Raw genomic sequence first — 13144 nt, 5'->3', positions numbered from 1 at the left:
TATAAGAGGATATTTGAAGAAAAATAAGATAGTAACATGTTCTTTCATTCCTCCAGAGAGAAAATAATTGCCCAAACATTTTGCCGTTTCCGAGATTTATTATATCTTTGCAGAAAAACTACAGCTATATGAAGATAAATAATCTGAGCGAGCACAATTGCATCATCAACCGGTATCTGGCAGAGATGCGTGACTGCGATTATCAAAAGAACCGACTGCTCTTCCGCAACAATATTATGAGAATCGGTGAGTATGAAGCCTTTGAAATATCAAAGACTCTTAATTACGAAAAGACTGAGGTGACAACACCGCTCGGTGTAGCCCAGGTCAATCTTCCTACCGAAAAGATTGTCATCGGTACGATCTTCCGTGCCGGACTTCCTTTCCACGAAGGTTTTCTCAATATTTTCGACCACTCTGGCAATGCCTTTGTGAGTGCTTATCGCGAGTATACCAACAAGGAGCATACTGAGGTGGGCGTACATATCGAATACCTCGCCACACCTGATCTTACGGATAAGGTGCTCATCATTGCCGACCCTATGCTTGCCACAGGTATCAGCATGGAGATGGGCATGAAGGCTTTCCTCACCAAGGGCAATCCTAAACATATCCACATTGCCTGTGTTCTCGCTGCACCTGAGGGTATTGAGCACGTCAAGAAGACCTTCCCTGAGGACAAGACTACCATCTGGTGTGCCTCTATTGATGAAGGCTTGAACGAGCATAAGTATATCGTGCCAGGCTTCGGCGATGCCGGCGACTTGTGCTATGGCAGCAAGCTCTAAGCCGCAGGCTTTATAAATTCGTACGCTTTATAAAAAGTATAGCAACTATACTCTGAAATACTCTTCACTCTTCACCTTTCGGCCCGAACCCCCTGTGTTTATCGGCATTCCGAGGGGTGAAGAGTTATTTGTATCTCTTCACCCTCTCTTCACCACTCTTCACCGACAGGAACGGAAACAGATGCGAAAGACAGATAGGAGAATTGCAAATCAGCCAGAACTGAAGGGTGAAGAGTGGTGAAGAGTAGGTGAAGAGATACAAATAACTCTTCACCCCTCGGAATGCCGATAAACACAGGGGATTCGGAGCTTTTGGTGAAGAGTGAAGAGTTTTTCGTCTATCGCCTAAAAAAGCAAATCAGACACTTAAAAGGATATCAGATAAAACCAGTTCCGAGAACTGTTAAAGACAAATTGCCGACTAGCGATTGAAAACTAGCCAATAGCCAAACCCAAACAGCCGACTAGCGGATAAGGCGCTAGTCGGCTGTTCGGCTTCTGCCAGTTGGCTGTCCTACTCAAACAGCCAACTTATCTCCGATAGATAAAACCTTTAATAATGGAACGAGCTGCCCCCCAGGAACTCTCGCAGAAGCGAAGTAGGCGGCAGATTATTATAAGTGCGCTCTTTTAGAACAAAAATCGTATCGTCAAGCGCACAGACAATAAAATAGGAAAAGTTTTTGTTACATAAGACAAAGTTCGTTTTAAATTAATCTTGTATATTTGCACCCATAATTTAATTATTAACAAAAATGCCAAACGTATGAAAAAGATTATGAGAAGTACAATAATATCAGCAATATTAAGCTGCATTTTAACATTAATGGCAAGTTGTTCTAACAACGATGAAAATACTGCGTCATATAGAAAGTATGAGATTCCTACCGATGCGATGATAGAGACTCCAGACAATCAGATTCTTACCATAAATACGAAAGATGACTTTGAAAAGTATTTCAAGAATTGTGTAAGTAGCGCAAAGCCTGACACAAAAATAGAACTACCAGAAGTGAACTTTCTAAAATACACGCTAATCTACATACAAGGAGAATCAACACATGGGATAGCCAAACTAGAGAGTTCCTTGGCGTCAACAGAAAGTTGCAAAATTCTATCCATCCATATAGAACAGAACTTTACAAATGTGATGCAAAGATGGAATGTCGCATATCTTATCGACAGAGAGGATAAGCCAAACATCAAATTACAATACCAAATAATAGAGCCATAGTCTTTAAAGAAAAAGTCCAAAGAAAGAAATCTGGTTTGAAAACTATCTTTGGACTTTTTTGATAAGCTACCCTTTAATAATGGAACGAGCTGCCCCCCAGGAACTCTCGCAGAAGCGAAGTAGGCGGCAGATTATTATAAGGTATACCCTTGAAGTATTTCAGGAACTTAAGCAACCGGTAAGCCTCAGCATATTCCTCACAATTCTCCGGAACCTGCTGCAGCAGCGGCTCTGCCTGCGTCTTGATTACAGCCAGCTCATAAAGCATCGCCGTATTGAGCATCGCATCGGCATTCTCCTGGAATGGGAATATCCACTTGTTCTCACCCGCCCTTACCGAAGGCCAGCGATGAATGGTTTCCTGGGCAGAGACACCCCGATACTTGTAATCGCGGATGATGCGGCGGAGCAAACGGTTGTCTGTCGTCGGGATATAATTGTGATTATCCAGAAGAATCGTGGTCAGCGCCGAAGCATATACTCTGAATATCTGCTCCTGTGGGATGTGGGCCGTCAGCTCTGGGTTCAATGCATGAATGCCCTCTACCACCAGTACATTGTTATCGTTCATCTTCAGCTTGTTGCCGCTCTTTTTACTCTTTCCGCTCTGGAAATCATACTTCGGCAATTCCACCTCCTCACCACGGAAGAGGGCATTGAACTGCTCGTTGATCAGGTCGAGATCCAGGGCATAAATGCTCTCATAATCATATTCGCCCGAAGCATCCTTCGGCGTTTTTTCCCTATCTACGAAATAATCATCAAGCGAAATCTGGAGCGGTTTCAATCCGTTTACGGCAAGCTGTATGCTCAGGCGTTTGCACGAAGTGGTCTTGCCCGAAGAAGAAGGACCTGCCAGCAGCACCAGTTTCACGCCCTTGCGGCTGGCAATCTCCTCAGCAATCTTGGCAATCTTCTTCTCCTGCAGCGCCTCGCTGATATTGATGATGTCGGTAGAATGATTGGCATCTATCGCCTGGTTAAAATCGCCTACAGTCCTGATGCCCAGGATACTCTGCCAGCGATGATGCTCCTTGAATATCTCAAACATCTTGTCCTGTCGGGTCATTTCGCCCAGCACATCCGGGTTCTTGAGCGAAGGAATGCGCAGGAGCATGCCATCATAATATTTCTCCAGCCCGAAGAGATAGAGCTGCGAGGTATTGGTGAGCAGCGTGCCGTAGTAATAATCCACATAATCACCTATTTTATAATAGGTAGTATAGATAGAGCCCGATGTCTTGAGCAGTTTCACCTTTTCTATATCCCCTTTCTCCAGGAACAGCGCCACAGCCTCTTCGGTAGGCACGGTGAACCGGCGTATCGGCATCCTGGCATCGATAATCTCCTGCATGCGACGGCGGATAATGTTCACATCTTCATCTACAACAGGTCTGCCCAGGCGGATATCTACGTAAAAACCATTCGATACGGGAATGTCAATCACCACATCTGTAGCAGGATAAATGTCCTGTACCGCCTTGCAGAGAACAAAGAAGAGGGTACGGGTATATGCACGCGAACCGGATGAAGAAGTCATATCAAGAAATTCTACATCTTTAGAATTATAAACACGATAATGCATGCCTTCAACCTTGTTATTTACCCTTGCAGACACCGGTCCATGGGTCATTTTGAGGTCAAATGCAGAAAAAATATCAAAAAGTGTGCTTCCGATTTCTACTTTCTGAGATTTTTTATTATTTTTGCAACGGATTTGAATTACTTGTTTCATTTGTATTAAAACTATGTTACAAAATTAAACTAATCTACCAGCTCTCGAAGCCCCCGAAGGTGCTTTTTGAGCACCGGCTTACTCTTTTAAGAAGAGAGACGCCTACAGAGTGTAAAGTTACGAAGAAATTCGGAAACTTGATGTATTTGACAACATTAATTAAGTTATTATATGTCGATTTGGATATTTTTTAAGCTTATTGGAGCACTCGCCCTACTGATGTTCGGTATGAAGACCATGAGCGACAGTTTGCAGAAGATGGCGGGACCACAGCTCCGCCATGTGTTAGGAACAATGACCACCAATCGTTTGACGGGCATCCTCTCGGGTACGCTCATCACCGCAGCGGTGCAGTCTTCTACAGCCACAACGGTGATGACCGTATCATTCGTTAATGCAGGTCTCCTTACCCTAGCCCAGGCTATCTCCGTTATCATGGGCGCCAACATCGGAACCACGCTCACCGCATGGATTATGAGTGCCGGTTTCTCGTTTAACATCACAGATTTTGTATGGCCGGCGTTCTTCATCGCCATCATCCTGATTTACAGCAAGAAGCGCAAGATTATCGGCGACTTCATCTTCGGTATATCCTTTATGTTCCTCGGTTTGGGTACTTTACGCCAAACCGGTATCGACATGGATCTGGCTCATAATCAGCCAGTTCTTGAATTCTTCGCAAGTTTCGACCCTCACAGTTTCCAAACTACCATCACCTTCCTGATTATCGGTAGTATACTCACTATGTGCGTGCAGAGTTCGGCAGCCGTCATGGCGATTACGATGATTCTCTGCTCTACCGGTGTATTGCCAATCTATCAGGGCATTGCGCTTGTGATGGGTGAGAATATCGGTACAACCGTAACCTCCAACGTGGCAGCGCTCACCGCCAATACCCAGGCCCGGAGAGCGGCGATGGCGCACATGGTGTTCAACATCTTCGGTGTGCTTTGGATACTCTGCATATTCCACCCGTTCATCCATCTGGTTTGCGGCTGGGTAGGTTTCGACGATGCCATGGAGAAGACTGATCCTCATTTCGTAGCCAATGCAGCCAAGCTATCCTTTGTGCTTGCCGCCTTCCATACCACCTTCAACCTCGCCAACACCTTTATCCTGGTATGGTTCATTCCACAGATAGAGAAGCTGGTATGCAAGATTATCCGTCCTAAGAAGAATGCCGATGAGGACGACTTCCGCCTGCGCTTTATCCAGAGCGGTATCATGAAGACACCGGAAATCTCTGTCTTGGAGGCACAGAAGGAAATCCATTGTTTTGCCGAGCGCATCCAGCGCATGTTCGGTATGGTGAAGACGCTTCTTGGCGAGACCAATGAAGAAAAGTTTGTAAAACTCTATAGCCGCATCGAGAAATACGAGGGCATCTCTGACAACATGGAGATAGAGATTGCCAAATATCTCGACCAGGTGAGCGATTCTCATCTTTCTGACGAGACCAAGGCAAAAATCCGCGCCATGCTCCGCGAGATTTCTGAGATAGAGAGTATCGGTGACAGCTGCTTCAACATCGCCCGCACGCTGAACCGCCGTTTCAAGAGCAAGGAAGACTTCATCACTTCACAGTATGAGCACATGCATCAGATGATGGAGCTTACCGACAATGCCCTTACCCAGATGAACATCACCCTCGTAGGTCATAAGGGAGACAACGATGCCAACCTCTCTTTCAACATCGAGAACGAAATCAACAACTATCGCAATCAGTTGAAGAGCCAGAACATCAACGATGTAAACAACCATCTCTATACCTACGCCATCGGTACCATGTATATGGATATCATCCAGGAATGCGAGAAGCTCGGCGACTATGTAGTAAACGTAGTAGAGGCCCGCATGGGTGTAAGACAGCATGAAGCATAACACCTCAATTTTTTATATATAATCGGGTAGGAGGTAAATGTTACTCATAAGAGGCATTTACCTCCTACTTTCGCATTCACCGACCTCCCACACCACCGTACGTGCGGTTCCGCATACGGCGGTTCCTACTTTGGGTGCCATTCGAGATACGAACCCATCAGCGTGACATACCCTGTCTTACGAAGACTATCATTGCTGATAGCCATTTTCAAAATAGGACTGTCTGCTACACGCCAATACCCAAGACGGCTGTTGCCCCACATATAGGCTTGGTATTTATCTATACCACACCTTACGAGGTTGGCAATTCTCGTCTTGACTCTCTTCCAAGACTTACATATACACATGCGTATTCGTCTGCGCAGCCATTTGTCCGTTTCAAGGAGCAGTTGCTTCATATTTGCAAGATGATAGTACCCCACCCATCCTCGTATGTATTCCTCTAGCTTTTGCTTCCATTTTTCATATCCCCATCCATTGCTCCGATTCGTAAGTTCCTTTAGTTTGGCTTTCATCTTTGCTTTGGATTTGGGATGCACAGTCAGTTGGCATTTGCCTTTGGATACATAGAAGGAGTAGCCGAGGGATTTCACACCACGCACATACGAGACGACAGTCTTCTCCTTGTTCACCTTGAGGTATAGTTTACCTTCTATGAACTTGGTGATGGACTCCTTGACTCGCATTGCTGCTCGCTTGGACTTACAGAATATCATTGAGTCATCGGCATAACGAACAAAGGGGAGACCTCTGCGTTCGAGTTCCTTGTCCAACTCGTTGAGCATGATGTTGCTCAGCAGTGGACTCAACGGTCCTCCTTGGGGAGTTCCCTCCTCACTTGCCTCGAACAAGCCCTTGTTTATCACACCGCTGCGAAGATATTTGTGTATAAGGCTGACAACCCTCCCATCCTTGATGGTTCGGCTTAGGATTTCTATGAGTTTGCTATGACTCACCGTGTCGAAGAAGCGTTCCAAGTCTAAATCGACAACGTATATATAGCCATTGTCGATTATCTTCTGCGCTCCCCTAAGTGCATCGTGGCATCCTCGCCTTGGGCGGAAGCCGTAACTCCGTGACGAGAACTGTCGCTCATAGATGGGTGTCAAGGTTTGGTTGATGGCTTGTTGCACCAATCGGTCAACCACGGTGGGGATGCCCAACAGGCGCTTCTTGCCATTGTCCTTCGGTATCTCTACTCGACGGACTGGGTTCGGACGGTATGAACCGTCCTGCAAGGAACGTATCAGAGAATCCTTGTTAGCCAAGAGCCAAGGGAGGAGTTCCTCACAAGACATCTTGTCGATACCGCCGCATCCCTTGTTGAGAACCACCGCTTTGTAGGCTTGGTTCAGGGTATCGGGACTAAGGATTCGCTCCAACAAGTGCTCCTTGTCGAATGGTACTTCCACGATGTTGTCTTCACACATCCACATGAAAGTCTGCGCTACCCCATACCATTCGGATTCCGTCCTAGCTCTTTGGGGGCAGCCATTAACTTCTGCCAATGTTTTCTGCGTTCTTACTTTCATAAGGTATGTTTCAATTACTATCGTTTAATATAGGTTCTGTCCTTCATGCGCTATATCGAAAAGCACACTACTATGACATCTGCTGACTTCTCACGGCTAGCTTTACTCCTGAGCCCACTTGAAAAAGTCCAGAATCATATTTTTATCTTTGTAACTTATTGACAATCAATGGCACGTTTTCGTAAAAATGACTTTTTCAAGTGGACTCACTCCTTGCCTTTCGCAACATAGCTATTCGACAAGTCCGTGAGACCTCCTCGGATAAGGGCATTGTCTTTCCATCTTATACCCACTTCATTTACACCAACCGTTCCGAATAGCTATGGGACTTTGATTTGTATAGCAATCTAATCCACGGTCATATGCCTTGTATGAAGTTTCTGTACGTTAGGTCAGATGTTTGCCGCCGGCTTCTTTCAGATTCCAACTCACGATGGACACCCTTGACATTGGCTAGGTAATTCCCGCTATTAGGGCTTACTAGGGACTTGCACCCATTAGACAATGCTCATGCCGAGCATACTACCAGATGTTGATGCCACGCAGCAAACGGCGATGACACCACCCCAGGCTGGCTGCTATCAGGAGCACAGCCACAGGCAATACCGAAATATAACAAGCTATGACATTGTCAAACCATACACCCTTGACAAACGCCATTACCCTACTCGCCTCTACATCTACAATCATGCCATGCAGGGCGATGAATTCTACCAATCTGAACAGAGTCATCACCAGCAATGCCAATACATGCACCGAAAGGAGATACCCAAAAGCCTTAAAATATCGTTTCATTTTTATTCTACTTTAGAAATCGGGTGCAAAGTTAATAATATCCCAATAAAAGCAAAATTTCTAGCCTTATTCTGTCTATAAACAAATAATTATATGTAACTTTGCAGCCAAAATAACATAATAAGACTTCGATAAGACATGAACATCAAGTACAACAAAGCCCTATGGCTCATCATCATCCTGGCTATCGTGATGATGATTCCATTCCTTGGACTCACAGATTTCAATACCAAAGGAGAACCGCGCGAAGCGGTGGTTGCCTACACCATGCTGGAACATGGCAACTGGATTCTGCCTATCAACAACGGAGGTGATATCCCTTACAAACCGCCATTCTTCCACTGGTGCATCGCCTTCTTCAGCCTCTTCATCGGCCATGTGAATGAGTACACCTCACGCCTGCCGTCAGCCGTATCGCTGGTATTGATGACCATTGGCGGCTTCGTATTCTATGCCAAGCGCAAGGATACACAAACCAGCCTGATCGCAGCCATCCTCACGCTCACCGCCTTCGAGGTGCACCGTGCGGGTATGAACTGCCGTGTAGATATGGTGAACACCGCCTTCATGGTGGGAGCCATGTATCTGCTCTACCGCTGGTGGGAGAAAGGAAAGCACCAGTTGCCTTGGCTCGCTATCCTCTGCATGAGTGGCGCTACGCTTACCAAAGGTCCTGTGGGCATCATCCTGCCTTGCTTTGTGATGGGCGTATTCATGCTTACCCAGCGTGAGAACTTCTGGGGCATCGTATGGCGCATGGCTCTAACCGCCCTGCTCTCGCTCGTTATTCCTTTCTGCTGGTATTATGCAGCCTATCTGCAAGGCGGCGATGAGTTTCTGCGCCTGGTGAAGGAAGAGAACATCGACCGATTCATGGGCAAGATGGCATACGAATCGCACGAGAACCCAGCGTGGTACAACCTTCTCACGCTCATCACGGGCTGGTTGCCTTACACCTTATTATTATTGTTCTCGCTCTTCATTCTGCCATGGAAGAAGTTCTCGAAGACCCGTTTCCTTGAGAATGCGAAGAAGGCTACTCCGCTGCAGGTGTTCACCTGGCTCGCCTTCCTCCTGGTACTCTTCTTCTACTGCATCCCAAAGAGCAAGCGCAGCGTTTATCTGCTGCCATGCTATCCGTTCATGGCCTATCTCATCGCCGAATACATCGTTTGGATGATGAAGGAGAAGATGGGAGCCTTGAAGGTTTATGCCGGGGCGATTGCTTCGATAACCCTGATTCTCAATATCGCCCTGCTGGTGGTAAAAAAAGGATGGGTGCCAGAAAGCATCTTCCACGGCAAGCATGCCATAGACAATATCGCCATGCTCCATGCGCTCGAAAACAACGATTTGCTCATCCCATGCAGCATCTTTATGGTTATCACTTTGGGGGGAGTTTACCTCATCTTCCGAGCACTCAAGAAGAAGAATCCAGGCAATATTGTTTCATATACCCTTGCCACCATCGTGGGTCTCTTCCTGATGCTCGACTCCAGTCTGCAGCCACCTGTGCTCAACACGAAGACCGATAAGCATCTGGCGCCAGTTATCGAGAAGAAGTTTGATACCAGCAAACTCTATTCTTATATGTCGGTAGATATGCTGCATTTCTTCAGCCTCAACTTCTATCTGGGCGATAAGATCCAGCAGTTTGACAAGGTATTGCCACAGGATGGTGTACTGATGATTCCGGAAGAAGACATGCCTGATTTCCTTGAGAAATTCGGCAAGGACTACACCTTCCAGAAGGTTTGGGAAGTAAGAAAGACGGTAGAATGGCACAACAAGGTAGGTTTCTACCGATTCGTGAAGACTAGTGCCAATATTGCACTTAACAAATGAGTAGTGATTAATTATTAGTGATTAGATACAAAAATAGCATCGGGATTATAAGTACCGATGCTATTTTTGTATCTATCAAATTGATATTCTTCTTATTTTCTTTCTTCGATAAGATTATACTCTTTCTTCGATGAAGTATCGTGGGCGACGTTTCACCTCGGTATAAATCTTGCCGATATAAACACCCGTGATGCCTACACCCGTGGTGATGATGCCTCCGATAAACCACATGGAAACAAGCATAGAGGTCCAGCCCTGAATGGTCTTGCCCTGGAAATATTCTACCAAGGCAAAGATAATCATGATGATTGCTACTAAAGTCATCGCCAGACCCAGGAAGGTGATAAACTTCAATGGTGCCACGGAGAACGAAGTGATGCCATCTATACTGAAACTCAGCATCTTGGTAAACGGATACTTACTCTCACCCGCCTCACGAGCCTTGCGGTCGTAATAGACGAACCCCTCTCGAAAACCCAACTGGCGGACGATGGCTCTGAGGAAAAGATTGCGCTCAGGATACTGCATCAGCGCCTTTAGGGTGCGGTTGGTCATCATGCGGAAATCGGCATGATTGTAAACCGTCTCCTTATCCACACTCTGCATCAGTTTATAGAAAGCCTGGGCGGTAAAGCGCTTGAAGAAGGTATCGGTCTTGCGCTCCTTGCGCACACCATAGATGATATCCTTGCCTTCCTGCACCTGGCGCACCATATCCACAATAACATTCTCATCGTCCTGCAGGTCGGCATCGATACTTACCATCGCATCACAATGGTCTACCGCAGCTTCCATACCTGCCCAAAGCGCATTCTGATGGCCCCGGTTATGCGACAGTTTGATGCCATGCACATACCCATGCTCCTTGGCAGCATCCGAAATCATCTGCCAAGTATGGTCACGACTGCCATCGTCGACAAGCAGCAGTTCTGTGTCGGCATCAGTCTCTTTCTTAATTTTTCTGATCAATGCCCCCAGCACATCTAAGGTCTTAGGCAGCACTTCTTCCTCGTTATAACAAGGGATAACTATCAATATCTTCATTTATAAGCCAGTATTTATTCAAGATGCAAAAGTAACTCATTTTTTCTATTTAAACAAGAAAAACGGTTAATATTTTTTATTCTTGATATATTTTTCCCGTTTTTCTCCATTCTTTCTTACCATTTCCACTTTACCTGTATCTCCAGATCGGATTGTGAAGAGCGGGAGATTTCCTGCAAACCAGAAGAGATGTGAGAGCGGTCGAAATAATCGGTTGTACCCAATTTGGCGATAAGCAGCAGATGGGAACCTATCTCTGAGCGTGCCACCAAGGCGTAACGGATGCCCTCGCCGTAGTAGCTGCCGAAACTCATCTGATAGAGCAGACCAGGCTCATAAGCGTAGATACGGGAGGCGAAATCGGAAGTATGGAAATAGCCCAGGCAGCCTCTCAACGTTCCTTTCAACTGCTTCTTCCATTTCCATTCCCATCCTATATGCTCGCTCACCATATAGCCTTTACTAAGCTCATCGCCCTCATTCTTCATCGTGCTTTCCGCCTGGCTCATCGTATAGTCTAAACTGGTTTTGGCGCTCCATCGTTTTTGGACTATTGTGGCATAGAGGCGCAGACGGCCGGTCGTGGTTCCCGCCTTATCCTTATAACGGAACCTTCCTCCTACCGTCAGGACTCTGGAGGGCTGGAAGAGAATATTCACCAGATTATCCCAACTCTGAGTACTCTCCCGAGTCTGATACTTAGGCCAGGCGAAATAGGCGAAATCGCTATAGGCTGTGATGCTCCAATGATGGGCAGGAATCCAGGTAAAGCCCAGATATACGCCGTTTTCATCCTGCACATCGCTCCCCTCGGAAAAGCTGTTGCTGAAGAGAGAATAGTAACGGGCAGAATAGAACCTGTGGAGAGCCATGAGCGTGAAATGGTCGGAACAGAGATAGGAGGCTGCATTGAGCGTGGCTATGGAACCGCAATCGCCAGTAGCCGTCTCGCCAGAGAGGGTGAGGCGATGGGAGATGTAACCATAGCTGATGCTGGCATTCCAGAAGGCATTCCCCTCTGGAGCAAAACGCTTGTAAAGCTGGGTTTTATTGGGCGTGAGCGGTAGGGAGAAAGAGGTATAAAAGGCTGTACCTCCGATGTGCCAGCCCTGATGCCGGTAACTGATGTTGCCTCCCACAAGTGTATTGGATGCTACCTTCTGTTTAGCAATCTCATTCACCGTGCGATGCAAACCGGTCTTCAGAATGGTCTTGATGCCCCCGCCGTCAGCAGAAAGCGTAGCATCTATCTGGCGATAAGAAAGAAAGCCGGTCAGTTCCAGTCCTTTAAATAAGGTATAGGTGGCTGCTGCGCCTTGCAGATAATTGGCTGAAGAACGGGAAGAATGACCGCGGATGATGCAGGAAGATGATCTGCCCAAGGAGGTTAAGGCTGAGAGTTTGCCGAAGCCGAAATCATTATTGAGTATCAGTCCCAATCCTGCGTTCAGTCTGTATCTGCCCAGGGTGATATTCTTCCATCTGCCCAGGTTCTTTACCTGAAGATAGAAGGAATAGAAGTCGTAACCCATCGTGTTCCTGCCTCCGAAGAATGGTTCGCCGGCATCCTGAGAAGCTACGAATCCCAGTTTGACGGAATTGCCGTAGCGAAACTGGTAGCGCAGTCCGTGCTTGTAAGGATAACCCAGATAGCCGCCGGTTCCGCTCGCATCGCCCTTGCGCTCATAAAAAGGAACCTTCAGCATGCCCATCACTTCGTGCTTGCCATACTGGGCGATGTTTTTAAGACTGGGAAAAGCCGGCTTGCTCCCGTCATCGGCCACAAAGAAGAAACAACTCATCAGCTGGCGCTGGTACCAACCGATACTGCTTATCAGGGTAAGCTCGCTCATACTCTTCAACTGGCCATAGCGGTAAATATAGAACAGGATGTCTTCTACCTGCGATGCAGTAAGAAACGGCATGCGCTCCAGTTCTTCTCTCGTTGCCGTATTCAGATTGACGGGATGCTGTGCCATCTCCTCCAAATCTTCTTCATAGTCCTGCCAGGCTACATGCTCGAAATCTTCGGATGCAGAAAGGTCGGACAGCAGTTGCTGCCAGGGTGGCGAAGCGGAAAGAGAATCTTCGGGCACGGCGCCCAGTTCTGAAAGAGAGGAAGATTGGGCTTGAGCCCATGAGGCACAGAAGATTTGGGAGCTGCCTACGAGAAACAGTTTCAACAAGAGGGATGTTATGGAATGAGCATGCTTCATCTGCAGTAGGCACTTCATTTATTAAATTAAGACAAAGTTACTGCTAAAATATGAAAAAGAGAAAGAAAAAGCCA

At 46.7% G+C, this 13144-nt stretch carries 10 protein-coding genes; 4 read left to right on the top strand and 6 right to left on the bottom strand.

Annotation, left to right across the window (positions count from 1 at the left end):
* The first annotated feature begins 128 nt into the window (after positions 1-128).
* Positions 129-788 (top strand): uracil phosphoribosyltransferase, encoded by a 660-nt coding sequence (gene upp / locus ONT08_RS06460; RefSeq protein ID WP_006848107.1) that lies wholly within the window; start codon positions 129-131, stop codon positions 786-788.
* Positions 789-912: 124 nt separating this feature from the next.
* On the opposite strand, the gene ONT08_RS06455 is transcribed toward upp, so the two are convergent.
* Positions 913-1062, bottom strand: a complete 150-nt coding sequence (locus ONT08_RS06455) for a hypothetical protein (protein WP_264959520.1) — start codon at positions 1060-1062, stop codon at positions 913-915.
* Positions 1063-1566: 504 nt separating this feature from the next.
* On the opposite strand from ONT08_RS06455, the gene ONT08_RS06450 reads away from it, so the two are divergent.
* Positions 1567-2022: a hypothetical protein gene (locus ONT08_RS06450; protein WP_147337084.1), complete on the top strand. Its 456-nt coding sequence runs from the start codon at positions 1567-1569 to the stop codon at positions 2020-2022.
* Between the two features lie 73 nt (positions 2023-2095).
* On the opposite strand, the gene ONT08_RS06445 is transcribed toward ONT08_RS06450, so the two are convergent.
* A complete protein-coding gene (locus tag ONT08_RS06445) occupies positions 2096-3757 on the bottom strand; it encodes a nucleoside kinase (protein WP_264959519.1) in 1662 nt (553 codons plus the stop codon).
* A gap of 171 nt (positions 3758-3928) precedes the next feature.
* On the opposite strand from ONT08_RS06445, the gene ONT08_RS06440 reads away from it, so the two are divergent.
* Positions 3929-5638 carry a Na/Pi cotransporter family protein gene (locus tag ONT08_RS06440; protein ID WP_264959518.1) on the top strand — a complete coding sequence of 570 codons (1710 nt, stop codon included), beginning with the start codon at positions 3929-3931 and terminating at the stop codon, positions 5636-5638.
* Positions 5639-5763: 125 nt separating this feature from the next.
* Here the strand turns inward: ONT08_RS06440 and ltrA are convergent, their stop codons facing one another.
* The gene (gene ltrA / locus ONT08_RS06435; protein WP_264959517.1) at positions 5764-7170 is read right to left on the bottom strand and encodes a group II intron reverse transcriptase/maturase; all 1407 of its coding nucleotides are present in this window, start codon (positions 7168-7170) and stop codon (positions 5764-5766) included.
* A 522-nt stretch (positions 7171-7692) separates the two neighbouring features.
* Positions 7693-7965 (bottom strand): hypothetical protein, encoded by a 273-nt coding sequence (locus ONT08_RS06430; protein WP_254974276.1) that lies wholly within the window; start codon positions 7963-7965, stop codon positions 7693-7695.
* A gap of 138 nt (positions 7966-8103) precedes the next feature.
* Here ONT08_RS06430 and ONT08_RS06425 point away from each other — a divergent pair, with 138 nt between their 5' ends.
* Positions 8104-9810 (top strand): ArnT family glycosyltransferase, encoded by a 1707-nt coding sequence (locus tag ONT08_RS06425; RefSeq protein WP_264959516.1) that lies wholly within the window; start codon positions 8104-8106, stop codon positions 9808-9810.
* Positions 9811-9924: 114 nt separating this feature from the next.
* Here the strand turns inward: ONT08_RS06425 and ONT08_RS06420 are convergent, their stop codons facing one another.
* Together ONT08_RS06420 and ONT08_RS06415 are read right to left on the bottom strand one after the other, a co-directional pair.
* Positions 9925-10854: a glycosyltransferase family 2 protein gene (locus ONT08_RS06420; protein WP_153080140.1), complete on the bottom strand. Its 930-nt coding sequence runs from the start codon at positions 10852-10854 to the stop codon at positions 9925-9927.
* 116 nt (positions 10855-10970) lie between these two features.
* Entirely contained in the window at positions 10971-13088 is a 2118-nt protein-coding gene (locus ONT08_RS06415; RefSeq protein ID WP_264959515.1) for a helix-hairpin-helix domain-containing protein, read from the bottom strand.
* Positions 13089-13144 lie beyond the last annotated feature (56 nt).

Origin of the sequence: Segatella copri, assembly GCF_026015465.1 — a bacterium.
Lineage (GTDB): Bacteria > Bacteroidota > Bacteroidia > Bacteroidales > Bacteroidaceae > Prevotella > Prevotella copri_E.
Note: the sequence above shows the minus strand (reverse complement) of the source record. Positions and strands in the feature narration are given on the sequence as shown.